Here is a 25,746-nt window from a genome sequence, read left to right on the forward strand (position 1 = left end):
TTCTGTGATCTGCGTCGCACCAGACAAAGTCCGGAATAGTTGCACGCGCCCCACAGTTGGCATAGGCAGTACTTCTTCAGCTCTCGAAAGGAACTGCGCATGCTGTTTTCCCCACTCACCCTCGGCGAACTGGAACTTCCCAACCGGCTGGTGATGGCACCCCTCACCCGTCTTCGCGCAGGTGAGAAGGGCGTCCCGGGCCCGCTCGTCGTCGAGCACTACCGCCAGCGCGCGTCCCTTGGACTCATCGTCAGCGAGGGCATCTACCCCACACCCGCCGGCCAGGCTTACCCCGGACAGCCCGGGATCGTCACCCAGGAGCAGGTTGCCGGGTGGAGGAAGGTCACTGACGCCGTCCACGCCGAAGGCGGCCGCATGTTCGCCCAGATCATGCACGGTGGCAGGGTTTCGCGCCCAGACATCATCGGTGGCCTTCCCGTCGTCGGTCCCAGCGACGTAGCAATTGACGGCGTCGTGCGGACGCCTGCCGGCAAGCAGCCTTACCCGGTGCCGCATGCACTCACCACGGATGAACTCCCCATCGTCATCCAGGAAATCGTCAACGCCTCCCTGAATGCCATCGAGGCAGGGTTCGACGGCGTGGAACTGCACTCGGCCAACGGTTACCTGCTGCACGAATTCCTGGCGCCTAACTCCAACATCCGGACGGACAGCTACGGCGGATCGCCCGAGAACCGGGCCCGCTTTGTCATCGAAACCATCAATGCCGTGGTTGCAGCCCTCGGCGCCAACCGGGTGGGCCTGCGCATTTCCCCAGAGCACAACGTCCAGGGCATTGCCGAGACGGATGCCGCAGATGTTCGGGCCACTTACGAGGTCCTTGTGGACAGCATTGCGCCGCTCAACCTGGCATACCTGAGCATCCTGCACCACGAACCTTCCGGTGAACTCGTCCAGGACCTTCGTGCACGCTTCGGCGGCACCTTTCTGGTCAACACGGGCTTCGGCGTTGTCACCACAAGGGAAGAAGCCGTGAGCCTGGTGGCTGAGGGCCATGCCGACGCTGTTGTGGTGGGTCGCCCCGCAATCGCCAACCCCGACCTTGCCCGCCGGTGGAAGGAAAGCCTTCCGCTGAACGAGCCCGACGCCTCCACGTTCTACGCAGAGGGCGCCACCGGTTACACGGATTACCCGGTGTACCAAGGCTAAGAGGCTGACCAGCGACGCTGAACAAAACGACGACGGCGGCACCCATCATGGGTGCCGCCGTCGTTGGCTGTCTGGGGTGCTGGTCCCGGGCAGCGGCGCCGTGGGGCCATCCGACGGCCTCCCGGCTGAAGACTTATGTGGCCCGCCGGACTCCATTGGATGCCGGCGGTGATCAGATGCTACTCCATCGAATGGACTCTTACCAGAGCCATTTTTGCCGGGCGGAAATCGGGCTAAAGCACTGCTTCGCGGCCGGTGCCTTCCTTCATCACCAAGCGTCCGTCCTCGATGGACACCAGCACGCTTTTGGGCCTGCCGCTGACCTTGGTGATGGCTTTCAGGCCACGGTTGGTGACCTCGACTCCAACCTGTGCACCCTTGGCCGGCAGTTCTACGGAGACCTCTGATGCGATGCCGAGAAGCGGGTTCGTGGAGATTCCCAAATCCCTCCGCACTGCCTTCCCGTTCACGGTAACGGTGATGTTCGCCTCGTCGAACCCGTCCTGGAACACAACCAGCAATTCCCGCATGGTGGCCTCTTCCTCGAGCATGGGTGCCAGTGATGGCAAGTCCACTACAGCACTTTGCACGCCCCAGGGGAATACCTGTCTGTTCCCGGCAGCACCTCTGCCAGCACGGTGGCGGTGGAGCCCCGCAGGCCGGTAAGGCAAGATGTTCTGGTGACTCAACTGCCAGCACCTTCCCCCGCGTCCGCCCGCTCCAACGCCTTGGAGCCGGACGCCCTCTTTGCCCAGATCGCTGCCGAGCTGGGCGTCAAGGCCTGGCAGGTGAAGGCGGCGGTTGAATTGCTCGACGGCGGGTCAACGGTTCCATTCATCGCCCGGTACCGCAAGGAGGCCACCGGGACACTGGATGACACGCAACTGCGCGACCTCGACGAGAGGCTCCGCTACCTCCGCGAGCTGGCGGACCGCCGTCGTGCAGTCCTCGAAGCGATCGAGGCGCAGGGCCAGCTGACACCGGAACTGCGCAAGGCAATCCTCGCAGCGGACACCAAGTCGCGGCTGGAGGACATCTATCTGCCGTTCAAGTCCAAGCGGCGGACCAAGGCCCAGATTGCACGGGAAGCAGGCCTGGAGCCGCTCGCCGACACTCTCGTGAAGCGGCCGGACCTGGATCCGGAACGCGAGGCCGCGAAGTACCTCAACAGCGGGCATTCCATCGATGATGCAGTCACCGCGCTCGCAGGTGCCAGGGCCATCCTGGTGGAGCGGGTGGCGCAGGATCCGGACCTCGCCGCGAATCTGCGGGACCGGCTGTGGAGCCAAGGCCGGATGGTGTCCCGCGTCAAGAAGGGCAAGGAGTCGGAGGGCCAGAAGTTCGCGGATTACTTCGAGTTCGCCCAGGCGCCCGACAGGATGCCGTCCCACCGTATCCTTGCGCTGTTCCGCGGGGAGAAGGACGGCGTCCTTGAGCTGGACCTCGCCGAAGCTGACCCGTCAGACGACGCCGCCCTTACCGCCGCCCGCGCGCGCTACGAGTCCGCGGTGGCAAGGTTCCTCGGTGTCGCCGACCGCGGTCGACCCGCCGACGCCTGGCTGATACAGACCGTGCAGGTGGCCTGGCGCTCCCGCGTGCTGTCCCGCCTCACCTCTGACCTCCGCGCAAGGTTGTTCTCCGCGGCGGAGGACGAAGCCGTCCGGGTCTTCGCCGCCAACCTCCGCGACGTCCTGCTGGCCGCCCCCGCCGGAAACCGTGCCACACTGGGGCTCGATCCCGGGCTGCGGACCGGGGTCAAGGTCGCCGTCGTGGACGGCACCGGCAAGGTGGTGGCCACTGACACGGTCTATCCCCATGCCCCGGCGCGGAAGTGGGACGACGCCCTGGGCACCCTGGTGCGTTTGGCGCGGCAGCACGCCGTCGAACTCATAGCTATCGGCAACGGCACGGCGTCCCGCGAAACGGACAAACTGGCTGCCGAACTGATCAAGCTGCTGCCCGGCGTCAACCGGAAGCCGCAGAAACTTGTGGTGTCCGAGGCCGGCGCATCCGTCTACTCTGCCTCGGCGCTCGCCGCGGCGGAACTGCCGGGAATGGACGTCTCACTGCGGGGCGCCGTCTCCATTGCCCGGCGACTGCAGGATCCGCTTGCCGAACTCGTCAAAATTGATCCCAAGTCCATCGGTGTGGGCCAGTACCAGCACGACGTGACGGCGTCGAAGCTGGACCGCAGCCTCGACGCCGTGGTGGAAGACTGCGTTAACGCCGTCGGCGTCGACGTCAACACGGCGTCGCCCGCGCTGCTCAGCCGGGTTGCCGGCGTCGGCCCCTTGCTGAGCGAAAACATCGTGGCCTACCGGAACGAACACGGGCCCTTCAACAAACGGTCGGACCTCAAGAAGGTACCGCGGCTCGGCGCAAAGGCGTTTGAGCAGTGCGCCGGCTTCCTGCGGATCACCGGGGGAGCAGAGCCACTGGACGCGTCGAGCGTGCACCCGGAGGCGTACGCCGTGGCGCGGAAGATCCTGGTGGCCGCCGGTTCCGCACCCGCATCCTCCTTGGACCCGCAAAAGTTTGTTGACGATACCTTCGGTCTGCCGACGGTGAGGGACATCCTCGCCGAGCTGGACAAGCCCGGGCGCGACCCCCGGCCCGCCTTTGCCGCGGCTACCTTCTCGGAGGGGATCGAAAAGATCGCCGACCTGGTGCCGGGCATGATTCTCGAGGGAACCGTGACCAACGTTGCGGCATTCGGTGCGTTCGTGGACGTCGGGGTCCACCAGGACGGCCTGGTCCACGTCTCCGCCCTGGCCAACCACTTCGTGTCCGATCCGCGCGAGGTGGTGAAGTCCGGCCAGGTGGTCCGGGTCAAGGTCCTGGAGGCTGACCCGGAGCGGAAGCGGATTTCGCTGACGCTAAGGCTCGACGACGAACTGGCGGGCGGCGGTGCAGGTTCCGGACGGCGCGGTTCAGCCCAGCCCGGGTCCGGGAAGCTGGGCGGGAACGACAACCGCAGGGGAGCGGGCGGAGGAAAAGACGAGCGCAGAGGGCGCCCTGACCGGCAACAGCCCGGGAAGCAGGCCGCGGCCAGCACGGGCCGCAGTAGCCGCCCCACTCCTCCAGCCCAGCCGGCCAACACTGCAATGGCTGAGGCGCTCAGGAAGGCGGGGCTGGGCAAGTAGCCCTCCGGGTCCTTTGGCAGCGGCCGATTTTCTGCAAGGGTGGAGTATGACCTACTTCCTGGAATACACCGTTCCTACTGCCCCCGGTGATACCGAGTTCGAGTTCCCGCATGACGAGATCAACTCAGGCACCACGGTGCCGCTGACCCAGACGGACGCAGACGTGGTGCACACGCCCGACCTTCCGGCCCGCACCGGAATTATCGGGGCAACCGTGCCGGAGGCGAAGCTTGAAGCTGAGCAGCTGATTACCCACAGCCGCGCCTCGGAAGCGTCCCTGTACTTCGACCCGTCGAACTCCCTGCAGGCGGGCGTGGGCACGCTGGTGAGCACTTTCAGCGAAGGCCGCGGCTGGCAGGACGTCTAAACCCCGGGGTTCACCCTGGCTTCTGGCGGTTCAGGCGGCGCCGCTAATCAGGCGTGGCCGCCCGAATCGCGTGCGTACTCCCGGCGAAAAGAGGACTGACTCCGGCGGACCGCTAACGGTGATCCCTGCCGCTTTGATCAATCCGTCGCTGAGCTGATGGACCTCCGCTCCGAAGAGGGGCCACGCCTGGTGGCTGTTGGGTATGTAGGCGCTCCTGCCGTAGAAGCGGCCGTGCATGCCGAATCTGGCAGTCAGAAAGACGGACAGGGGATCACTGGCGGCCGTGCAAAGCCTGGGAACCACCGTGAAGTCGCTTCGTGCACCTGCGGGACCGAACCGGCGTACAGAATAGCCCACAGGGAATTTGTCCACTATGGAAGCGGCCTCGGCGCCGCCGTTCTTATGCCGCCGGCGGCTGCTGCCGGGAAAGGGCGGCCATTGCCGGATGCGCGACCATACGTAGGGGATTCCCACCGCCCGCGTTGCCAGAACGACCGGCAGCCGGTCCGCATCCAGGCTCAGGAACACCACGCCGCGGGTGCCGTTTGGTTCCCGTGAGTAAAGCCGAACGTTGACCTCATTGAAGCTTCCCAGATAGGGAATGCCGGGGCCGCGTCCAATTCCGGCCTGCTCCATGCGAAAACCGATCAGGCCCACCCATGAACTGCCATCGAAAACGTCCGGCTGGACCCCTTTAGGCATGAAAGCGGCTGCCTCTTCCGCCGGGATGCGCCAGTGGAGGAAGACGGCGTCAAGCCAACGCTGGTCGGAGAACACCGGCGCGGGAAGTTCCGGCGGCCGCGGCCACGCTGCTGCGGCACTCAAGTGTTCGCTCAAGGTCCCTCTGCTCCTTCGCTCGGCCCACCAAGCCTAGCTGGCGTTGCCACCATCAAAGCCGGTTGAGCGGCACCTGCTCCTTCGACGCGACCGTCTGTCCCTGCCCGGGGGACATCTGGCGCTTTCGAAGTCCGCTGGCGTTGCATCGTTCATCCGKTTCCGTGGGGTGGTGGGGGTGGTTTGAAGTAGTGGTTTTGTTGGGGTGTTTGGGTGGGGTCGATGTGGGGTGGGGGTATGAATGTGGGTGTGCCGTGGGTGGTGGTGATTGTCCATTGTTCTTTGTGGATGAGGTGGTGGTGGTGGCTGCAGAGCAGGACGCCGTTGYYGGTGGTGGTGGGTCCGTGGTGTGACCAGTAGGTGATGTGGTGKGCTTCGCACCAGGGKGCGGGGATGGTGCAGTTGGGGAAGGCGCAGCCTTGGTCGCGGGCGGTGAGGGCGGTTCGTTGAGCGGGGGTGAAGAGGCGGGTTTTGCGGCCGAGGTCGAGGATTTCGCCGTGGGTGCCCAGGAGTGCGGGGATGATGTCGGCGTCGCAGGCGATTTTGCGGAGGGTGGCTGCGGCGACGGGCCCGGTGAACGCGAAGGTCCCGGTGCCGGTTTCTGTGGCGGCCCCTGTCCCGGTCTCTGCGTTTGTGTCTGTCTTGAAGAGGTCCTGGTAGTGGATGGTGGCGATGATTTGGGGGCGGTTGCCGCCGGTGGTGGGCAGGGTGTTGGTGGCGAGGGCGGTTTTGGCGGCGGTGATGATGCCGTCGAGTTGTTTTTGGGCCCGGGTGCGCCGGTCCAGGTCTATCTGGCCGGGGTGTTCGGTTCTGTTGTTCGCCGTGGGGCTGTCCCCGGCGCCCATGCCTGTGCCTGCGGTACTGCCGTTTCCGGTGCTGGTGTCTAGGGCTGAGGTGGTTCCTCCGCTGGCGGCCGCGCCGGTGTCCCCGTTGGAGGTGTCGGGGGTATTTGAAGTGTCGGGGGTGGTGGTGCGGTGGTTGGTGGCGGTGTTCATAACGGTGAGGAGGTATTCGTATTGGTCTGTGGTGGCGAAGATTTCCACGTGGTGCAGGCCGTGGCGCGGTTTGCGGATGAAGGCGCCTTGGGTGTGGCGGAGGGCTTCTTCGGTGGGTTCGGTGCCGTCGGCGTCGATGGTGTCGGTCCAGCGTTGGGCCAGGCGNGGTTTGCGGATGAAGGCGCCTTGGGTGTGGCGGAGGGCTTCTTCGGTGGGTTCGGTGCCGTCGGCGTCGATGGTGTCGGTCCAGCGTTGGGCCAGGCGGGTGAGGAAGTCGGGGTCGGYGGTGGTGGCGGCGTGGGTGAGGTGGTGTTCGATCCGGTCCAGGGTGTCCGGGGTGGTGTGGTGCTGGAGCCGGTCCAGGGTGGCGGTGATGATGGTCGCNGGTGGTGGCGGCGTGGGTGAGGTGGTGTTCGATCCGGTCCAGGGTGTCCGGGGTGGTGTGGTGCTGGAGCCGGTCCAGGGTGGCGGTGATGATGGTCGCGGCGTGCGAGGACACCATCGGTGCCTGAGGGTTGGCGTCCGATTGCGTGCCCGGGGTGAGGGCGGTGGCGAGGTGTGGGCGGGTTGGTGGGAGTGGTTCGCCGGTGAGGGTGGTGCCGGGGAGGACCTGCCGGGCGAGGGTGAGGCGGCGGCGGGCTTCGCGGATGGGGATCCGCAGGCGGAGGCGGAGGAAGTCTGCGGTGTTCCGGCACCCGTCATCGGCCGGGGACGCCACCGGTTGGCCGGGTGCAGCAGCTGCCCCGGGCTGGGAGGGCAAGCCGGGCCAGTCGGCGTCTGTTTCACTCACAGCTGCAGGGCCGGTGTTCAGGGTTTCAATACCGTTGGCGTCCCACCCGGTGTCCCATCCGGTGATCCAGCCCCGGGACCGGCTGGCGCGGGTCTTGGCTGTGGCGGTGTCGTTGATGGCCTGGGTGCGGGTCCGGTCCACAGCGCCGGCCGAGAGGACCTGCAGGTATTCAGCGGTCCGGACCAGTTCCTCAACCCCGCCGGCGAAGTCGGCGGCCTCGACATAAGAGGCGGACGCCAGCACCTCCGGGGCGGCCAGGGCAGCGGCCGCGAGCTGCGCACCAAGCTGCCTGAGCCCATCCCGTGCAACAGCCGTTACCAAAGATAAGTGTTCCTGGGGCTGCTCTGAAGGCTGCCCACCCGGGACGGCCTGAAGGTGGGCCGGGCGCGGCAGCCAACTGCCGGCGTCGTCCGCCTGCCCCAGATCTTCCCCAATGGCCTCCATAACCCAACTCTGCCAGCCACCACCGACAACCAGGACCCCCCAAAACCCCTATGTGGAAAACCATGGCGGGCGTTGTTTCAAGCCTCGTTAAACGTTGCCGGCCGCCGCGTCCCCCAAGGATCGCGACGGCCGGCAAAGCGATTCAGTTGTAGCACAAAGCCTGCCTCTTTCCATGTCAACCGCGGACTGCGGCGTAATGATCAGGGCGAAAGCAATGATCAGGCCTTGGTGCCGGTCCCATCGGAGGTGCCAAGGTTGGTGGTCTCAGGGTGGGTGCTGTGTGCGGGGATGTGGTCCTCAGCCGCGCTGTTGGCGTCGCCCGCCACCGAAGTGCCGGTTGAAGGAGAGCCGGAGGTACCGGTGGCAGGCGTGCCACTGGAAGTACCGGCAGTCCCTGATCCCTGGCCTCCGCCGGAGCTGCCGTCCCGGTGCATCGCGGAGCCAATGACTGTGCCAGCCCGGCGTGCGGCTTCACTCAACTGGTCCGCCACCTCGGGAGCTTTTTCTTTGATGGCCTCCGTAGCTACGGATACCTTGTCCTGGACAGGCTTGCTGTCCCAGATGCCGGCTGCGCGGGCCTTCAGCTTGTCATAGGCCGCACGGCCTGAACGCGAGCCAAGGACATAGCCGACGGCAACGCCGACACCCAAAAGAAGCTTGTTTTTCACGATGAACTCCTGCTCTGCGAGAAGGTTGTCAGTTCCGGCCGGCGTAGCGGGCGCCCCTTGCCGGAGAAAATGAAGGCCGGCCTGGGGATGGTGTCCCCAGGCCGGCCTCCTGGCATGCCCGTACAGTTATCCGCGGGCGCTTCGCTTGGTGACCATGCCGTAGATGGCAAGGACGATCAGCGAGCCGACGATCGCCAGCAGCCACGTCTGGATGGAGAAGAACTCCTGCAGTCCACTGCCGAAGATCAACCCGCCCAGCCAGCCGCCGAGGAAAGCGCCAACGACGCCCAGGATCAGAGTGATGACCCAGCCGCCACCCTGCCTGCCCGGGAGGATCGCCTTAGCGATCGCACCAGCAATAAGTCCGAGAATCAGAAATGCAATAAATCCCATTTGTTGCTCTCTTCCTAAGTAAAGGAGGCCTCCAGGTTCCGGAGGCACTTCATCCTTCTGCCCCAATAGTAATCATGCTTACTATCTTTTTGCCAACCCCGTTTTGAGAAAAAAGCCCTGTTCAGGCAGGTTTCAGTGTCCCGTTTTGTCTGAATCGTTGCCCGCGCCGGGGCCCTCGTCCAGGACCGATAATTCCGCTAGATCCTGCGGGTCCAGGGCGAAATCGAACACGTCTAGGTTCTCCGCCATCCGCTCCGGTGAAGCCGTCTTGGGAATCGTTACCAATCCGTTTTGTATGTGCCACCGCAGGACCAGTTGCCCGGGTGTTTTCCCATGTTTTTCCGCCAACTGGGCAAGGAGGGGAGCACTTAATAAACCTGCACCGGAACCGCCCAGCGGGCTGTAGGATTCCGTGACAATTCCGTGCCTGGAATGGAATTCCCGCTCCGCCGTTCGGGTGATTGCAGGGCTGAGCTGGATCTGGTTCACGGCGGGAACCACATTGGTCTCCGCCATCAGCCGCTCCAGGTGCGCCGGCTTGAAGTTGGACACCCCAATGGACCGCACTTTTCCCTCTGCCTGCAGCCGTTCAAACGTCTGCCAGGTGGAGACGTACTGGCCCCGTCCCGGGAGCGGCCAGTGGATCAGGAGCAGGTCCACGTAATCCAGCCCCAGGCGCTTCAGCGAGCCCTCCAGGCCCGCCACTGCACGGTCGTTGCCTTGGAACTCGCCGTCCAGCTTGGTGGTGACGAAGAGCTCGCTCCGGTCCACGCCGCTGGCGCGGATGCCGTTCCCCACCCCGCGTTCGTTGCCGTACTTTACGGCGGTATCGATGTGCCGGTACCCGGCTTCCAGGGCCTGGACGACGGCGGCAGCCACCTGTTCGTCGTCCAGCGGCCAGGTGCCAAGCCCCAGCTGCGGAATCCTGTTGCCGTCATTGAGTTCGATGAGCGGTGCAAGTGTCATGCCATCAGTCTCCCCTTTATCGGCCGTCCGTGCCCTCACTGGCTTGGATTCGAGAAAGCCCGGAGGATATTGCCGGCGTTGTAGTCCAGCGCCACCCGGGCCGTACTTGATACCGTATCCGGCCCCTTCTGCTGGGCAAGGAAGTCCACGAACCTTTGCATGGCCTGGCCCGCCTTGGCCGGGTCGCCGTCCTGGACCGCCTTTGCGGCCTGCTGGATGCTGGCGCCGAGCTGGTCCGGCACCGGTCCGGCCACATCTCCGGAGTCCACTAGGTCCGCCAGGATGTCCTGCAGTGCCTTGACGCTGCCCGGCAGCCACGCGGCCCGCAGGGGTACGTTGCCGAAGGTCATGTCGGAGGCAAGGTAGAAGTCGGTGTAGGCAGGCTGGTTGTAGGCCGTGTTCTGGCGGGCAACCTCTGCGCGGTACTGCGGATCGTGCATCAGGGTGTAGAGCTTGTGGTTGGTGACCTCCGTGCTCAGGTAGACCCGGAGTGCTGAGCTGTCAGCCGTGCGGACCACCATCTCCTCGCGCCAGTCACCCAGGATGTCGGCTACCAGGCTGGGAGTGCCCTTGGTGCCGTTGTTGGTGCGGGTGCCGTCCGCCGTGAGCAGGCGTCCGCGCTTCCAGTCATCGATGCTGGGGGTCTGGTCGCCGGAGCCGTTGATGATCTGCGTGGTCATGTCCGCCCCCCACTTGATGCTCATGTTGGTTCCGGGGGCGCTGCTGGCGAGCTTGCGGCCGTCCGCCGACTGCATGCCGATGGCCCAGTTTTCGATGCCGGGGACGGCCGGATCCACGTCGCCGATCATGCCGCGGCCGGTGTCCTTGCCCGAGTAGGCGCCGAACAGTACTTCTCCGGTGGCGGCGTCCCGCATAGCGTAGCCGTACGGGGCATAGGAGGCCCCTTCATGCACGGTGAAGATCTCCTTGCCGGGGCGCGCCGGGTCGATGTCCGCCACGTGCATGGCATCGCCATGTCCCAGGCGCGCCTCTTCGCCGGGCGCGGCGCTGCCGGTTGGCAGGGTGTCGAACGACGTGTACAGGACTGCGCCGTCGTCGTCGAGCGTTGCCGATCCGTAGACGATCTCCTGCTTTCCGTCACCGTCCACGTCCGAGGCGCTCAGTGAGTGGAAGCCCTGGGTGGTGAGCTTGCCGTAGGTGGGGTCCGTGCCGTCGCGGCCGTGCGGGGAGTCGTTGAACGGATTGGTCATTGGTGTCCAGCCCGAGTCCACGTTCCAGACCGGCGACAGGTTGGTCCCGTCCCAGGTGTAGGTGGCCAGGGTGGTGCGGGTGTAGTAGCCGCGGGCAAAGACGGCCGCCGGCTTCCTGCCGTCGAGGTAGGCGACGCCTGCCAGGAATCTGTCCACGCGGTTGCCCGGTTCGATCCGCGCCATGGCGTAGTCGCCCCACATCAAGCCATCGTCCGTCCGGCCCGGCGCGTAGGCCACCGTCTTCAGCTCCTTGCCCGTGGCACCCTCGAACACTGTCAGGTACTCGGGCCCGGAAACGATGAAGCCTTCAAACGCACGCAGGTTGTTGCGGGCGCTGCGCGACGGGGCGTAGACGTCCATGAAGTAGTCGGTGAGCGCTTCGGCGTCGGCCTGGGACAGCGGGTACTTGTACTTCGGCGCGATGCCGAAGGCTTCCTCAAGGGTGGCCGGCCAGTGGCCTGCTTTGACTTCGGGGTGCTCGGTCCAGCCCTGGAAGGTCTTCACCATGTGCCGGTAGTAGTCGGCGGCGCTCATCCGGTAGTCGTCGGTGTTGGAGTACCCGGCGTCGATGTCGGACTGGAGCAGTGAGATGAAGGAGCTGGCCGCCACGCTGCCGTCGGCGTTGAAGCTGGTGCTCTTGGTCCCCGGGGCCGTCTTCATCATCATCTCGGCCCGGCCGTCGCCGTCGAAGTCGTTGACCAGCAACTGTGTGTAGTGGGCGCCGGCGCGGATGTTGACGCCCAGGTCGATCCGGCTGAGGAGGGTGCCGTCCGCCTTGTAGGTGTCCACGTAGGTGTTGCCCGTGTAGCCCACCTGTGAGACGTCCTTGGAGTTGTTGGGGTCCCATTTGACGATGAACTCGTACTGCCCGTCGCCGTCCACGTCGCCCACGGAGGTGTCGTTGGCGGAGTAGGTGTAGGCCTGCCCTGCGGGGGTTACGCCGTCCGCCGGCTTTTTGAGCGGGATGTCCTTGAAGTTGCTGCCCCAGGGGGTGGCTGCTGCGCTGCGGTCCACTTCAACGCCCCCGACGACGGCGCGCACCTGATAGGCCGAAGCTGCGGTTCCGCTGCGGTCCAGGAAGTTGGTGCTGTCGGTGACGGTGGCCAGCTTTTGCCCGTCGCGGTACACAGTAAAGTCGGTGCCGGTGAGGCCGGTGGCGGAGGACCCGGTGGCTTCATTGCCCAGCAGGCGCCAGCTGAGGAACACGCCCTCCGAGGTTCCGGCGGCCACCAGCCCCCGGTCCAGGTGGTCCAGCTGGATGCCAGGGTTTCCGGGCTTGGGGGAGGGGCCGACGGCGGAGGCGGGGGCTGCGAGGCACCCCACCGTCAGTGCCAGACCGGCAGCGCCGACCGAAAGAAGGCGTATGGGGGTAAGGCGGGGATTCATCAGTGAATCCTTTCAATTTTGAGACCGGAAAACGCTTCCCCAGCAATCTAGGCCGGGGGGAGCGGTCAAGGCAAGCCTTGTTTTCCTTGCTCAGGCAGGGTATTTAGAACGTTGTAAAAGCGGCAAGCCGATGCCCGCCAAGCATGCTTGGCGGGCATTGGCGGACATCGCTGCGGTGTCCTGCCCCGAGCGCCGGCCCTGCCCTGGGCGGCTTTGCCTTGACCGGTCTTGCTAAAGCCGGGCGACCCTAGGCGGGGTCGCCGGCCAGCTTGCGCTTCAGGATCTTTCCACTGGGACCGAGCGGTAGTTCGGAAAGGATCCTGACCACCCTCGGGTACTTGTAGGCCGCGAGCTGGCTGCTGGCGAAGTCCATCAACTCGCTTTCGCTGACGGTTGCGCCGGGATCCAGCACGATCGCGGCTGCGATTTCCTGCCCGTGGACCTCGTCGGGGATGCCGTAGACGGCGGCACTCACCACAGCCGGGTGGGTCAGCAGGACTTCCTCCACTTCCCGGGGGTAGACGTTGTAGCCGTTCCGGATGATCATGTCCTTCTTGCGGTCCACGATGGTGAGGTAGCCGTCGTCGTCCTTTGTTCCAAGGTCCCCGGTCCGGAACCAGCCGTCCACCACCGCCTCCGCGGTGGCCTCCGGCCGGTTGAGGTACCCCTTCATCAGCAAGTGCCCGCGGATGACCAGCTCACCGAGCTCACCGTTGGGCAACAGCTCGATGGCCTCCACCGTCTCCGGGCGGGCGATCTCGATGTCCACGCCCCAGATGGGGACCCCAATGGTGCCGGGCCGCGGCGCCGTGCCCACGTGGTTGAAGGAGGCCACCGGGGAGGTCTCGGTCAGGCCGTAGCCTTCGTGGATCTCCACGCCGAAGACGTCCCGGAACCTGTCCATGACGGCCAGGGGCAGGGATGCCCCGCCGGAGATGCCGTACCGCAGGGCCGTCGGACGGTCCGCCACGGTCTTGGCGGCTTCAAGGAGCGCCACATACATGGTGGGTACCCCAAGGAAGATGTTGACGTTGTGCCGCGCCAGCAGCTTCAGCGCCTCCTCGCCGCTGAAGCGCGGCATCAGGACGATGGTGGCTCCGGCACGCAGGCCCGTATTGAGGACCACGGTCTGGCCAAAGGTGTGGAAGAGCGGCAGGCCGCCGAACAGGACGTCGCCGGGCCGGAAGTCCATCACGCTGGTCAGCAGCACGCTGGTCTGTTCCACCAGGGCGAAGTGCGTGCCCAGTGCGCCCTTCGGTTTACCGGTGGTGCCCGAGGTGTACAGGATGGTGGCCGTATCCGAGGGGCGGCACGGTTCATACGTCCGGATGGGTTCGGCGGCGGCTGCTTCCGCTTCGAGCCGGGGCAACCCGCCGTCGTCGGGAGCCATTACCGTCAGGACGTCGGTTCCGTTGGCCGCAGCGCCGGCAGCCCCCTCCGGAAGCAGGGGAGCGGCGCAGACCAGCAGCCTGGCGCCGCTGTCCTGCAGGACGTATTCGATTTCGCGGGCCTTCAGCAGGGCATGCACGGGGACCACGATGGCGCCGAGCGACAGGATGGCGTAATACACCCGGGCGAAGTCCGGGACGTTGGGGATCAGGACGGCGACGGCGTCTCCCGGACCAATGCCGCGGGCCCGCAGCGCCCCGGCATAAGCGCGGGTCTGGTCCCAGAGGTCGGCGTAGCTGACCTGGTCCTCACCCACCACGAGGGCGATGCTGTTTGGAGTCCTTTTGGCTGATTCGGCCAGGACGGCTGCGACGGAGATGGTGGCGAAGCCGTCAGCGGAGGGGTTGTTGGTCATGGCCTGCTTCTTCGTTGGGATGGTCATGCTGTGAGGATGAGGGCGTCGCCTTGGCCGCCGCCCCCGCAGAGGGCCACGACGCCGGTGCCGCCGCCGCGGCGTTTCAGCGCGAGTGCCTGGTGCAGCACCAGGCGTGCGCCCGAGGCGCCCACGGGGTGCCCCAGGGCAATGGCGCCGCCGTCGGCGTTCACGGCTTCTGTATCGATGCCCAGGTCGTTGGCGGACTGGATGAGGACAGAGGCGAACGCTTCGTTGATTTCCACCAGGTCCAGGTCCTGCGCCGTGAGCCCCTGGTCCTTCAGCGCGCGCTCGATGGCACGGGCCGGCTGGGAATGGAGGGATCCGTCCGGTCCCGCCGTCTGCCCGTGGGCGCCGATCTCGGCGATCCACTCCAGCCCTGCCGCTTCGGCCGCCGCCTTGCTCGCGATGACCAGCGCCGCCGCGCCGTCGGAAAGGGGCGACGCCGAGCCGGCGGTGATGGTGGCCGTCTCCTCCTTGGAGAATGCCGGCCGGAGCTGCGCCAGGGATTCGGCCGTGGTTTCCGGGCGGATGCCCTCGTCGTGCTCAATGGTCACGGCCGCGCCCTTGCGCTGCGGCACCTGAATCGGCGCGATCTCCTCGGCCAGCACCCCGGACGCCCGGGCTGCCTCGGCGCGCTGGTGCGAGCGGGCCGCCACCGCATCCTGTTCGGCCCGGCTGATCCCGCGCTGGGCGTTCCCGGCGTCCGTGGCCTCGCCCATCAGCTTGCCGCTCACCGGGTCCTGGAGTCCGTCGTGGTTCAGGGAGTCCAGCATGGGAGCATCGCCGATGACGACGCCGGCGCGAAGCCCGGGGACCAGGTGCGGTGCGTTGGTCATCGACTCCTGGCCGGCGGCGACAATGAAATCCGCTTCCCCGGTGCGGATCATCCGGGCGGCGTCGATCACAGCAGTCAGCCCGGACAGGCAGAGCTTGTTGATGGTGATGGTGGGGACATCCCAGCCGATGCCGGCGGCCAGGCTGGCCTGGCGTGCGGGCCCTTGCCCGGCGCCGGCCTGGATGACCTGCCCCACGATGACGGCACCGATTTGTTCCGGCGCAACGCCGGTCCGTTCCAGGGCCGCCCGGATTGCATGGGCGCCGAGCTGGCTGGAGGAGAAGGGCGTAAGGCCGCCGCGGAACCGGCCGAACGGGGTGCGGGCGCCGCCCAGGATGACGGGGATGTTGGCGTTCTGGTTCAAGAACAGTCCTTTCAGTGATGACGGGCGGCGGAAGCCGGGCGGTAGGTTTCAGGCGAAGGCGGACATGCCGGTGATGCCCCGGCCGATGATCAGGGCCTGCATGGTCTCGGTGCCTTCATAGGTGTGGATGGCTTCGATGTCGGCCAGGTGCCGGGCCACACGGTTCTCCAGCAGGATGCCGTTGCCACCCAGCAGGTCGCGCCCATTGGACGCAATGCTGCGGGCGGTCCGGGTGCAGGTGTACTTGGCCAGCGACGCCTGCTCCGGGGCAAGCATTCCGGCTTCATCGAGCCGGGTCATCTGCACCACCATCAGTTGCATGGTGGCCAGTTCGCTGAGCATGCGGGCCAGCCGTTCCTGGACGATCTGGGAGGCGGCCAGGGGCCGGCCGAACTGCTTGCGCTGCCTGGCGTACTGGACGGCGGTTTCGTAGCAGGCGGTGGCATGGCCGACGGCGGACCAGGCCACCCCCAGTCGCGTCGCCAGCAGGACACGGGCGGTGTCCTTGAAGGTTCGGGCGCCCGGGAGGACGTTTGCTTCCGGGACAAAGACATCCTCCAGCCGGATGTGGGCCTGCCAGATGGCGCGCAGGGCCAGTTTGCCCTCGATCCTGGTGGCGGTGTAGCCGGGGGAGTCCTGCGGAACCAGGTAGCCGTGGACCTGGCCGTCGTCGCCCCGCGCCCACACAATGCTGACGCCGCCAACGGAGCCGTTGCCGATCCATTTCTTTTCGCCGTTCAGCAGGTAGCCGCCGTCAGTACGGGTTGCCGTGCTTTCCAGGGCCACCGAGTCTGAGCCGTGGGTGGGCTCCGTCAGGGCGAAGGCCGCGTACTCGGTGCCGCCGGCGATCGCGGGCAGCCAGCGCTCCCGCTGCTCAGCGGATCCGCATTCCGCCACGGAGCGCAGGGCCAGGCCGCCCTGGACCGCGATCATGGTTGCCACCGAGCCGTCGCCACGGCTGATTTCCATGTTCACCAGCCCGGCGGCCATGCTGCTCATCGGAGCGTAACCGTCCACCGGCACGCCATCGCGCAGCAGGTCCAGTTCGCCAAGGCGCCGGAGCAGATGCAGCGGGTACTCGCCACGCTCCCAGTAGCCGTCAATAACCGGGAGGACCTCGTCCTGGACGAAGCGGCGGGCGCGGTCCCAGTACGTGCGGTCCTCATCGCTGATGCCGGTCAGGACGGACGCGGGGTCGGTGCCGAGGGCCTCGGTCAGGAAGTAGTCCGGCTCCACGGTGCCGGCAGGAAAGCGCGCACTGCTTTCGGTGCGGGCCGGCATCCGGGTGGGCGACGTCGTCGTCATTTGTTTGCATCCTCTAAGTCAGCGGCGGTGGAACTGATGTGGCTTCCGCCACACCGACTAAGGATGCATTGAAACGCAGTTCCACGTCAAGAAACTGAGTATCAAACCCGATGGCAGGCTAGGGCAGGGCGTCCAAAACGGCTTGGGCGATCGCCTCCCTGCCTGCCTGGCCCGGGAGGACGGTCACGACGACGGTCGGCGCAGGTTGCGCGGTGGCGGCGGCACCAAGGAGCGCGGGCCGGAACGTTTCCGCCAGGGCCCGGAGTTCGGCTGCGAGGGCGGCAGCCCTTTTCCGGTCTCTGTCCCCGCCTTCCCCGGCGCCGGGCGCCCGCAGCCACTGCCGCAGGAAGGCGTTATGCACAGCCACCACGGCTGCGGCGAAAGCCACGGCCTTGTACCCGCCCGGCCCGTCCTGGGGCAGCTTGTCATTGAGGTACTGCAGGAAGGCCCGCTCGTACCGGTGGGACGTGACCAGTTCGCGGTCCCGAAGGGCCGGCACGGCCTGCAGCAGCCCGTACCGGGCCAGGGACGTTTCGCGGTTCCGCAGGTGGTGGTCGAAGACCAGCAGTGCTGCGTCCGCAACTGCCGCCAGGGGCTCCAGCCTGGATCCAGCAAGCCGGTCATTCACCTGGCGCAGGATCCGTTCATGGTCGGCGAAGACCACGTCCTCCTTTGACCCGAACCGCCGGAAGAACGTGCTGCGGCTCATGCCCGAGGCTTCGGCCAGCTCCTCAACGGATGTTGCATCGAAACCCTGCCTGGCCAGGAGCCCGATGGCGGCGGCCACAGGCTTATCGGCGGGCTGTTCGGAAGGGGGCAACGTCATGCGCCGAAATTAGCACAGCCGTCAGGTAGCGCCGGTCCGCCGCTTGCTGCGACAGGCCGGCGCTACCTGCTCAGGCTCCCTGGCGGGACCAGCTGGTGAGCTTGTCCGAGAGTTGCATGTAGGCCTCGTTCACCTGCTGCACCTCCGGGTGGCTGTCATACCACTCGACGATTTCCCTGGCGCCGTCCGCGAACGGGATGGTGGCGGTGTAGCCCGGGACCAGGGACTTGATCTTGGTGTTGTCAAAGACCACTGAATGGGACCTGTCGCCCAGGAGGTTGGAGCCCAGTTCCTGGTCGTGGGCGGCGATGGTCTCGGATGCCACGTGCACCAGTTCCGGCTCGCGGACCCCGGCTGCCCGGGCGAAGAGCCCGTAGATCTGGTTCCAGGGCAGGTACTCGTCGGAGGTGATGGTGTAGCTCTCGCCCACCGCCTGCGGCCTTCCCAGCACGCCGACGAATGCCTTGGCGAAGTCCCTGCTGTGGGTCAGGGTCCACAGCGAGGTGCCGTCGCCGTGGACCATGACCGGAAGACCGTTGCGCATGCGGTGGATGTCCGTCCAGCCGCCCACCATGGCAATCTTGGTGCGGTCATAAGTGTGCGACGGGCGGATGACGGTCAGGGGAAAGTCCTGCTCCCGGTAGGCCCGGAACAGCAGCTCCTCGCACGCGATCTTGTCCCGGGAGTACTGCCAGAACGGATTCTTCAGGGGGGTCGACTCCCGGATGGGAAGCCTGGTGGGCGGCTTCTGGTAGGCGGAGGCGGAACTGATGAAGACGAACTGCCCGGTCCGCTCCCGGAAGAGCTCCATGCTTGTTTGCGCCTGGTCCGGAGTGTAGGAGATGAAGTCCGCAACGGCGTCGAACTCCCTGCCGTCCAGGACCTCCCGCACCGACGCCGCATCCCGGACGTCCGCGTGCAGCACTTCCGCGCCTTCCGGGATGGGCCTGGTGGACTGGCCCCGGTTCAGGATGGTCAGCCGGTGGCCCAGCGCGACGGCGCGTTCGGCCGCCGCCGCGCTGATGACCCCGGTGCCGCCGATGAAGAGGATGCTCCGGGGCGCCACGCTATCGCCTGCGGGTGGGGTTACCACGCGTAGTCCTCCGGTGCGGTGCGGTGTCCCGGGAAGATGTCGTCGAGCCGCTTGAGCGCGTCGTCATCGAGGGAGACGTCCAGTGCACGGAGGGCGGCGTCCAGCTGTTCCTGCGTGCGCGGACCCACGATCGGGGCGGTCACGGCGGGCTGGTGCAGGAGCCAGGCCAGGGCAACGTCGCCGGGCTCGTGGCCCAGTTCGTCGGCGAAGTCCTCATACTGGCGGATCTGGTCCTCGTGCTTCTTCAGCGTCTCAGCGGCGCGGCCTTCGGTGCGCCGCACGCCTTCACGTTCCTTCTTCAGCACACCGCCCAGCAGCCCGCCCTGCAGCGGCGACCAGGGGATCAGGCCAAGGCCGTACTGCTGGGCCGCCGGGATGACTTCCAGCTCCACCTGGCGCATGAACAGGTTGTAGATGGACTGCTCGCTGACCAGACCGGTGTAGTTCCGCCGGCGGGCCGCCTCCTGGGCCTGGGCAATGTGCCAGCCCGCAAAGTTGCTGCTGCCCGAGTACAGGATCTTGCCCTGCTGTACCGCAACTTCGATGGCCTGCCAGATCTCGTCCCAGGGCGTATCCCTGTCGATGTGGTGGAACTGGTACACGTCGATGTAGTCGGTCTGCAGCCGCTTGAGGCTGGCGTCCAGTGCGCGGCGGATGTTCAGTGCCGAGAGCTTGGATTCATTGGGCCGGTCCGTCATGGTGCCGTAGAGCTTGGTGGCCAGCACCGTGTGTTCGCGGCGCTCGCCGCCCTTGGCGAACCAGCGCCCAATGATTTCCTCGGTCCAGCCGCGGTGGTCCACGCCGCCGTACACGTTGGCGGTGTCGAAGAAGTTGATGCCGGCCTCATGTGCGGAGTCCATGATGCTGTGGGCGTCCGCTTCCTCAGTCTGCGGCCCGAAGTTCATGGTGCCCAGGCAGAGCCGGGAGACTTTCAGGCCGGAGCGGCCCAGATGGGTGTACTGCATTGGAAATCCTTTCGGTGGTGGGCTTTCCGGCGGCTCGGTAGCCGGAGGCTACATCTGGGTGAAGGCAGCGACGGCGGGATCGGACCCGATGCGCGCGCCGGACTCCAGTGCGGTGATGGCGGCAAGTTCGTCCTGGGAAAGCTTCAGGGACGAGGCTGCGAAGTTTTCCCGGATCCGGTCCGGGTTGGCCGACTTGGGGATGACGATGTTTCCGGTGGCAAGGTGCCAGGCCAGCACCACCTGGGCGGTGGTGGCGTTGTGGGCGTTGGCGATTGAGGTGACGGCGTTTCCGTTCAGGTCCCCGCCCTGCCCCAGCGGGCTGTAGGCCTCCACGGCGATGCCCAGGTTCCGGCATTTCGCTGCGAGGTCCGCCTGCTGGTAGCTGGGGTGCAGCTCGATCTGGTTGACGGCGGGTACGGTTTCAGCCGATTCCAGCAGCGTGTCCAGGTGGTCGGAGAGGAAGTTGGAGACGCCAATGGCGCGGATTTCCTTGTTCTCGTACAGCCGCTCCATCTCCTTCCAGGCCTGGACGAAGAGCCCCTGCGAGGGGACCGGCCAGTGGATGAGGTAGAGGTCGATGAAGTCCAGGCCCAGGGCCTTGCGGCTGTTCTGGAATGCTTCCTGCGCGCGGCCCTGCTCGCCGTTCCGGAGCTTGGTGGTGATGAAGATTTCCTCGCGTGCTATTCCGGTGGCGGCCAGTGCTGCCCCCACGCCTGCCTCGTTGCGGTAGGCCGCGGCGGTGTCAATGTGGCGGTAGCCGGCTTCCAGGGCGTCCTCCACGGTCCGCTGGGTCTCTTCCGGCGGGACCTGGAAAACGCCGAAGCCAAGCTGCGGGATGGTGACGCCATTGTTCAGGGTCAGGTTCGGTGTCAGCTCTGACATGGTGTGCTCCTTGGAAGGTGTGGTGCTGGATATCGGGGCTGGCCGCCTGCGGGCTCGGCCATGGCCAGAAAGCGGTTTCCACCGGCTCATTCCTGAGCCTATGCACTTTTCACCACCAAGTCAGCAGCCAAGGCTGTTCCTGCTTTTCCTAGGACTGCCAGTCCTACCTTCGTTGTAGAGCAGGACACTCAGGGCAGGCAGAATGGTTCCCATGGGTCAAAGCGCAGAGTTTGGAAAATTCCTCAAGGCCATGCGGTCGCGCTTGAGCCCGGACGTCGCCGGAACAGGTCCCAGCACGGGGGCCCGCAGGGTTCCGGGGCTGCGCCGGGAGGAAGTGGCGCGGCTTGCCGGAGTCAGCACCGATTACTACGTCCGGCTTGAGCAAGGGCGGAACATCCACCCCTCGCGGACCGTGCTGGATGCTGTGGCCCGGGCGCTGCGGCTGGACAGCAGTGAACACGCGCACATGCTGGACCTGCTGGAGAACTGCGCCGGAGCTCCCCGGGACCCGGGCGCCAACACTGCACAGGGGGTCCGCCCTGCATTGCGCCAGCTCCTTGACGCGGTGGGGGAGGTGCCCGCCATGGTGCTGGGCCGGCGAAGCGACGTCCTGGCAGGGAACCGGATGGCCTTCCTGCTGTTCGCTGATTTCCCGGCGCTGCCGCCCGCGGAGCGGAACTTCACCCGCTGGACCATCCTGGATCCAGCGGCCCGGGAACTGTTCAGGGACTGGAAGACGGTGGCCGCGGAAGCTGCGGGATCCCTCCGGCTGGACGTGGGGCGGCACCCCAATGATCCACAGGCCAACCACCTGGTGGGTGAGCTCGCGGTCCACAGTGAACATTTCCGCCAATGGTGGGCAGGGCACCGGGTGGCCACCCGGTCGGCCGGCACCGTCCGGCTGCACCATCCCGCCGTAGGGGACCTGGAACTGAACTTTGAAAACCTCGTCCTGCCGGAGGACCCGGACCAGACGCTGAGGGTGTACTCCGCGCGGCCGGGATCGCCGTCGTCGGACGCCCTTGCCCTGCTGGGCAGCCTCGGCGCGGTGCCGGACGCCGGCCTGGAGCGCAGTGCCAGCGCGGCCGCCGAAGGGGCCGAAGCAGGCTGACGATGCCCTGCTTCTGTACATTCGTCCAGCGAAGGGCGTTGATTCTGGCCAGCCGCCCATTGGCCCCTGACCAGGCAATTCCTAGGGTGGGAGTACACGTTTTCCCTGCCCAGTCTTAATCACCAGGATGGTCTCAACGATGAAACGCATCGCCCTGCTGAAGGAGCGCCAGGCGTCAGCCGGCGCCGCCTCCACCGCCACCGGCTCGCACTGCCCGGCTTCCGGCCTCTGGAGCCCGGACCTCGATCCGCATACGGTCCTTTCCTTCTTCGAAGGGCACGTCTTCCCCGCGTTCGACGGCGTCCCCACCGTGTGGCGCCGGCGCAGCCCGGGTACGGCCAACTAGGGCAAACAGCCCTCCAAACAAAAAACAGGTCGTGAAGCCAAGGCTTCACGACCTGTTTCTTTAGCTGGCTTAGCCCTGCTCTTCCAAGCGGAAGCCGATCTTGATGGTGACCTGCCAGTCCGCAATCTTCCCGTCCTCCAGGTGGCCGCGGACCTCCTTGACCTCGAACCAGTCGAGGTTGCGCAGGGTCTGGGATGCCTTGGCAATGCCGTTGCGCACGGCGTCATCCACGCCCTGGGTGGAGGTGCCGACAATTTCAGAAATGCTGTACGTGTGGTTGGACAACTTCGCTCCTCGTGATCATCGTTGCTCCCGGTTGCGGGCCGTCCCTGAAGCCTAGTGGGACTGCACGAGCGTTGAACAGACCCAGTCCACACGCCTACTTGGTTTCGAGTACCAGCTGCTTAAGGTCGTCGAGGGTTTGCTGCATGTGCTCGTCCATGGCCTGGCGCGCCCGCGCGGCGTCGCGGGACTCCAGGGCCTCGGCAATGTTCTGGTGATGGCCGATGGCGTGCTCCTGGATTGCCGGAACGGCAGAAGTCTCAGCCCTGCGCTTTTCCAGCACGCGGTGCAGAGGCTCGAACAGGACCGAAACGAAGACGTTCCCGGATGCACGCAGGATGACGTCATGGAAAGCCAGGTCCGCCTCCACGAAAGCTGCGACGTCGTTGATGCTGTGCGCTGCCTTCATCGCCGCGACGTAATTGAAGAGGGCTTCGATGTCCTCCTCCGCGATCCGCCCGGCGGCAAGCTCACAGGCCCCCGTTTCCAGCATCCGGCGGAGCTCGATGAGCTGGATGGAGGCGTCTGCGTCGTTCTTTCCCTCAGCCGCTGCCCGGAGCACCGCTTCGAGCGAAGCCCAGCTGCTCAGCGGGTTGACGAAGGTCCCCCGGCCGCGCTCAACGCTCAGGATTCGCTGGGCCTGCAGCGTCTTCATGGCTTCGCGGACCGTCATGCGGCTGACCTCGTGGCGTGCACTCAGTTCATGCTCGCCCGGAACGGTGGAGCCGGGCGGGAACTCGCCTTCGATGATGCGGTCCAGCAACTCGTCGGCCACTACGCCTACCAGTGACTTCCTTGCCAATGTTGCCCCCGATCCCTGTTCCAGGCCGTCGCCCGGCGGATATGTCAGACAAGTCTACTTGCGCGTCCGTATGCCGTGTGCCACACTAACTCTCAAATGCAAGATGTCAGACATCTTACAGTTATCTACACATCAGGATCCGCACGCCCGGATCCATACACAACGGAGTGCACTGTGACGCTTGAAGCAGACGTTCTGGCCGCCTATCCGGCTGACTTGGAGATCCCCGCCGGGCTGGTTGCCGGCGCGATGGCCGCTTCCAACGCGGAGGTTCCCCGTGTCCTGGTAGTGCTCGACGACGACCCCACCGGCACGCAGTCAGTGGCAGACCTGCCCGTGCTCACCCGCTGGGACGTGGCGGACTTCGCCTGGGCCTTTGGCCAGGGCAAGCCGGCTGTCTATGTCCTCACCAACACCCGCAGCCTGGACCCCGCAGAGGCCGCCGCCCGCAATGAGGAAGTGGTCCGGAACGCCCTGGCCGCCGCAGGATCACCCGGGAAGCTCCGCCTGGGCTTCGTCAGCCGCAGCGACTCCACGCTCCGCGGCCACTTCCCGCTGGAACCGGATGTCATCGCAGCCACGGTTGCAGAGGTCAGCGGGGAAAAGACCGATGGCGTGGTCCTGGTTCCGGCATTCCCCGACGCCGGCCGCCTCACCATCGGCGGCGTGCACTACATGCGCGGCACCGGCGATGCCCAGGGCGCCCTGGTCCCCGTCTCCGAGACCGAGTTCGCCAAGGACGCTTCCTTCGGTTTCAGCACCTCCGTCATGGCAGACTACGTGGCAGAAAAATCCCAGGGCCGGTTCCCCGCCGACTCTGTGATCGTCCTGGACCTGGACATCATCCGGGCCGGGGCTTCCGCTCAGGATCCGGCCATCTCCGCCAAGGCCATTGCCGACGCCATCGAACCGGCCACCGACTCCACGCCCATCGTGGCCGACATCGTTACCGAGAACGACTTCCGCGCTCTGGCATTGGGCCTTGATGAAGCGGAACGCCGCGGCAAGAAACTCCTCTACCGGGTTGGCCCGCCGTTCGTCCGCGGCCGCATCGGCCAGGAAATCCGCACCGCCCTGACCGCCGAAGAAGCCTACGCCGGCAACACCCCGTCGGAGGCGGGCGGCCTGATCGTGGTGGGCTCGCACGTTGGCCTCACCACCCGCCAGCTCAACGTCCTCACCGCCGAGCACAGCTCCGCGCGCATCATCGAGATCGACGTCGAGAAGCTCCTCGCTGACGAGGCCGACGCCAAGGCGCACCTGGACCAGACGGTGGACGCCGTCGTCGACGCCCTCCACGGAGGCGACGTCATCGTCCACACCAGCCGCCTCCTCATCAAAACGGACGACCCCGCCGAAAGCCTGCGGATCGCACGGACCGTGTCTGCCGCCGTCGTGGACGTGGTCAACCGGACCCTGAAGACCTTCCCGCCGCGGTTCGTCATCGCCAAGGGCGGCATCACCTCCTCCGACGTGGCAGCCCACGGCCTGGAAATCCGCCACGCGATTGTCCGCGGTCCCATGCTGCCGGGCATCGTCAGCCTCTGGGAACCAGTGGACGGACCCGCCAAGGGCATCCCGTACATCGTGTTCGCCGGCAACGTTGGCGACGACGACTCCCTGGCCCAGGTCACCCGCAAGCTCAGCACGACTTTCTGATCACCCAGCATTCAACGGAGAACACCATGACCAGCAACTACACCGTCACCGTCCTGGGCCTTGGCGCCATGGGCCTGCCCATGGCCACCCGCCTGGCATCCCAGCTGACCGTCCACGGCTTCGACATTGCCGAGCCGCGCCTGGAACTTGCCCGGGAAGCCGGCATCGCCACCTTCACCACGGCACGCGAAGCCGCCAAGGGCGCCAACGCCGTCCTCCTGGCGGTCCGCAACGGCGAGCAGCTCAACGACGTCCTGTTCGGCGAGAACGGCGTGGCCCCGGTTCTCGAGCCGGGCGCCGTCGTCATCCTGGGCAGCACCGTGGGCACTGACGCCATTCCCGCCACCGTGGCCAAGCTGGCTGAATACGGCGTGGACCTGGTGGACGCCCCGCTGTCCGGCGGCCCCAAGCGCGCCGGCGAAGGTGACCTGCTGATCGTCGTCGGCGCTTCCCCGGAAGCGCGCGAAAAGGCGGCCCCCGCCCTGGAGCTCCTGGCTTCCACCCTGACTGTGGTGGGCGACAACCCCGGCGACGGCCAGGCCCTGAAGACCGTCAACCAGCTGTTGTGCGGCGTCCACATCGCCGCCGCGGCAGAGGCCCTGGCCCTGGCCGACGCGCTGGGGCTGGACCAGGCCAAGACCCTTGCCGCCCTGGAAGCCGGCGCGGCAGGTTCCTTCATGCTCTCCAACCGCGGCCCCCGCATCCTGGAGGCCTACGACGAGGAAGGCGCCGAGGTGCTCTCCCGCCTGGACATCTTCGTCAAGGACATGGGCATCGTAGGCAAGGCCGCCCGCGCCGCCGGCCTGGCAGCCCCCGTTGCCGCCGCCGCCGAGCAGCTCTACCTCCTGGGCCAGGCCCAGGGCCTCGCCGCCGCCGATGACTCCGCCGTCATCAAGGTGGTCGCGCCCACAAAGCGCACCAAGTAACCACCGCCAAGCAGGCCACCCCCAACCGGTGCGACGACGGCGGTCCCCCCTCCGCCGTCGTCGTACCTTCCAGCGTTGCCGGCTCCGTTCCCCAACGTTTGTTCCACCCCTCACCATTCCCTGATGCCGTCCTGCCCCGGGACCGGCACGTCAAAGGA

General features: G+C 66.4%; 23 protein-coding genes. 7 read left to right on the forward strand and 16 right to left on the reverse strand.

Annotated elements, in window-relative coordinates; translation table 11 throughout:
* Positions 1–99 precede the first annotated feature (99 nt).
* Positions 100–1,170, forward strand: a complete 1,071-nt coding sequence (locus ASG86_RS05375) for an alkene reductase (protein WP_056331317.1) — start codon at positions 100–102, stop codon at positions 1,168–1,170.
* A gap of 233 nt (positions 1,171–1,403) precedes the next feature.
* Here ASG86_RS05375 and ASG86_RS05380 read toward each other — a convergent pair whose 3' ends face one another.
* The gene (locus ASG86_RS05380) at positions 1,404–1,721 is read right to left on the reverse strand and encodes a hypothetical protein (protein WP_056331318.1); all 318 of its coding nucleotides are present in this window, start codon (positions 1,719–1,721) and stop codon (positions 1,404–1,406) included.
* A 129-nt stretch (positions 1,722–1,850) separates the two neighbouring features.
* On the opposite strand from ASG86_RS05380, the gene ASG86_RS05385 reads away from it, so the two are divergent.
* Both ASG86_RS05385 and ASG86_RS05390 read left to right on the forward strand, forming a co-directional pair.
* Positions 1,851–4,313, forward strand: coding sequence for a Tex family protein (locus tag ASG86_RS05385; RefSeq protein ID WP_056331320.1), 2,463 nt, complete (start codon positions 1,851–1,853; stop codon positions 4,311–4,313).
* A gap of 46 nt (positions 4,314–4,359) precedes the next feature.
* Positions 4,360–4,680 (forward strand): hypothetical protein, encoded by a 321-nt coding sequence (locus tag ASG86_RS05390; RefSeq protein ID WP_056331321.1) that lies wholly within the window; start codon positions 4,360–4,362, stop codon positions 4,678–4,680.
* 30 nt (positions 4,681–4,710) lie between these two features.
* Here ASG86_RS05390 and ASG86_RS05395 read toward each other — a convergent pair whose 3' ends face one another.
* The 13 genes from ASG86_RS05395 to ASG86_RS05455 all read right to left on the reverse strand — a co-directional run bounded on the left by ASG86_RS05395 (position 4,711) and on the right by ASG86_RS05455 (position 20,462).
* Positions 4,711–5,517, reverse strand: coding sequence for a YqjF family protein (locus tag ASG86_RS05395; protein WP_056331323.1), 807 nt, complete (start codon positions 5,515–5,517; stop codon positions 4,711–4,713).
* Positions 5,518–5,666: 149 nt separating this feature from the next.
* On the reverse strand, positions 5,667–6,674 hold a 1,008-nt coding region (locus ASG86_RS05400), incomplete at its 5' end, for an HNH endonuclease signature motif containing protein (protein WP_156386129.1).
* Positions 6,675–7,961: 1,287 nt separating this feature from the next.
* Positions 7,962–8,411 carry a hypothetical protein gene (locus ASG86_RS05405; protein ID WP_056331327.1) on the reverse strand — a complete coding sequence of 150 codons (450 nt, stop codon included), beginning with the start codon at positions 8,409–8,411 and terminating at the stop codon, positions 7,962–7,964.
* Between the two features lie 126 nt (positions 8,412–8,537).
* Positions 8,538–8,804 (reverse strand): GlsB/YeaQ/YmgE family stress response membrane protein, encoded by a 267-nt coding sequence (locus ASG86_RS05410; RefSeq protein ID WP_056331329.1) that lies wholly within the window; start codon positions 8,802–8,804, stop codon positions 8,538–8,540.
* Positions 8,805–8,936: 132 nt separating this feature from the next.
* The gene (locus ASG86_RS05415; protein ID WP_056331331.1) at positions 8,937–9,770 is read right to left on the reverse strand and encodes an aldo/keto reductase; all 834 of its coding nucleotides are present in this window, start codon (positions 9,768–9,770) and stop codon (positions 8,937–8,939) included.
* A 35-nt stretch (positions 9,771–9,805) separates the two neighbouring features.
* Positions 9,806–12,367, reverse strand: coding sequence for a rhamnogalacturonan lyase (locus ASG86_RS05420; RefSeq protein ID WP_056331333.1), 2,562 nt, complete (start codon positions 12,365–12,367; stop codon positions 9,806–9,808).
* Between the two features lie 247 nt (positions 12,368–12,614).
* Positions 12,615–14,171: a long-chain-fatty-acid--CoA ligase gene (locus ASG86_RS05425; protein ID WP_056331382.1), complete on the reverse strand. Its 1,557-nt coding sequence runs from the start codon at positions 14,169–14,171 to the stop codon at positions 12,615–12,617.
* 23 nt (positions 14,172–14,194) lie between these two features.
* The gene (locus ASG86_RS05430) at positions 14,195–15,391 is read right to left on the reverse strand and encodes an acetyl-CoA C-acetyltransferase (protein ID WP_056331335.1); all 1,197 of its coding nucleotides are present in this window, start codon (positions 15,389–15,391) and stop codon (positions 14,195–14,197) included.
* A gap of 48 nt (positions 15,392–15,439) precedes the next feature.
* Positions 15,440–16,696 (reverse strand): acyl-CoA dehydrogenase family protein, encoded by a 1,257-nt coding sequence (locus tag ASG86_RS05435; RefSeq protein WP_056331337.1) that lies wholly within the window; start codon positions 16,694–16,696, stop codon positions 15,440–15,442.
* Positions 16,697–16,814: 118 nt separating this feature from the next.
* Complete coding sequence (locus ASG86_RS05440; protein ID WP_056331339.1) at positions 16,815–17,522, reverse strand: TetR/AcrR family transcriptional regulator; 708 nt, start codon at positions 17,520–17,522, stop codon at positions 16,815–16,817.
* A gap of 70 nt (positions 17,523–17,592) precedes the next feature.
* Positions 17,593–18,615 carry an NAD-dependent epimerase/dehydratase family protein gene (locus ASG86_RS05445; protein ID WP_056331341.1) on the reverse strand — a complete coding sequence of 341 codons (1,023 nt, stop codon included), beginning with the start codon at positions 18,613–18,615 and terminating at the stop codon, positions 17,593–17,595.
* Positions 18,609–19,580, reverse strand: a complete 972-nt coding sequence (locus ASG86_RS05450; RefSeq protein ID WP_056331343.1) for an aldo/keto reductase — start codon at positions 19,578–19,580, stop codon at positions 18,609–18,611. Before ASG86_RS05450 ends, ASG86_RS05445 begins: the two co-directional genes overlap by 7 nt.
* A gap of 48 nt (positions 19,581–19,628) precedes the next feature.
* Entirely contained in the window at positions 19,629–20,462 is an 834-nt protein-coding gene (locus tag ASG86_RS05455; RefSeq protein ID WP_056331345.1) for an aldo/keto reductase, read from the reverse strand.
* Positions 20,463–20,673: 211 nt separating this feature from the next.
* On the opposite strand from ASG86_RS05455, the gene ASG86_RS05460 reads away from it, so the two are divergent.
* Both ASG86_RS05460 and ASG86_RS05465 read left to right on the forward strand, forming a co-directional pair.
* Complete coding sequence (locus tag ASG86_RS05460) at positions 20,674–21,573, forward strand: helix-turn-helix domain-containing protein (protein WP_056331384.1); 900 nt, start codon at positions 20,674–20,676, stop codon at positions 21,571–21,573.
* A 139-nt stretch (positions 21,574–21,712) separates the two neighbouring features.
* Positions 21,713–21,919: a hypothetical protein gene (locus tag ASG86_RS05465; RefSeq protein WP_056331347.1), complete on the forward strand. Its 207-nt coding sequence runs from the start codon at positions 21,713–21,715 to the stop codon at positions 21,917–21,919.
* Between the two features lie 69 nt (positions 21,920–21,988).
* Here the strand turns inward: ASG86_RS05465 and ASG86_RS05470 are convergent, their stop codons facing one another.
* Positions 21,989–22,204 carry a dodecin gene (locus tag ASG86_RS05470; RefSeq protein WP_056331348.1) on the reverse strand — a complete coding sequence of 72 codons (216 nt, stop codon included), beginning with the start codon at positions 22,202–22,204 and terminating at the stop codon, positions 21,989–21,991.
* 94 nt (positions 22,205–22,298) lie between these two features.
* Positions 22,299–23,003 (reverse strand): FadR/GntR family transcriptional regulator, encoded by a 705-nt coding sequence (locus tag ASG86_RS05475; RefSeq protein WP_056331349.1) that lies wholly within the window; start codon positions 23,001–23,003, stop codon positions 22,299–22,301.
* A gap of 174 nt (positions 23,004–23,177) precedes the next feature.
* Between ASG86_RS05475 and ASG86_RS05480 the strand changes: the two genes are divergently transcribed.
* Together ASG86_RS05480 and ASG86_RS05485 are read left to right on the forward strand one after the other, a co-directional pair.
* On the forward strand, positions 23,178–24,662 hold the full coding sequence (locus ASG86_RS05480) for a four-carbon acid sugar kinase family protein (protein ID WP_056331350.1): 1,485 nt from the start codon (positions 23,178–23,180) through the stop codon (positions 24,660–24,662).
* Positions 24,663–24,688: 26 nt separating this feature from the next.
* Positions 24,689–25,588 carry an NAD(P)-dependent oxidoreductase gene (locus tag ASG86_RS05485; RefSeq protein WP_056331352.1) on the forward strand — a complete coding sequence of 300 codons (900 nt, stop codon included), beginning with the start codon at positions 24,689–24,691 and terminating at the stop codon, positions 25,586–25,588.
* Positions 25,589–25,746: the final 158 nt, after the last annotated feature.

This window comes from Arthrobacter sp. Soil764, from assembly GCF_001428075.1.
GTDB lineage: Bacteria > Actinomycetota > Actinomycetes > Actinomycetales > Micrococcaceae > Arthrobacter.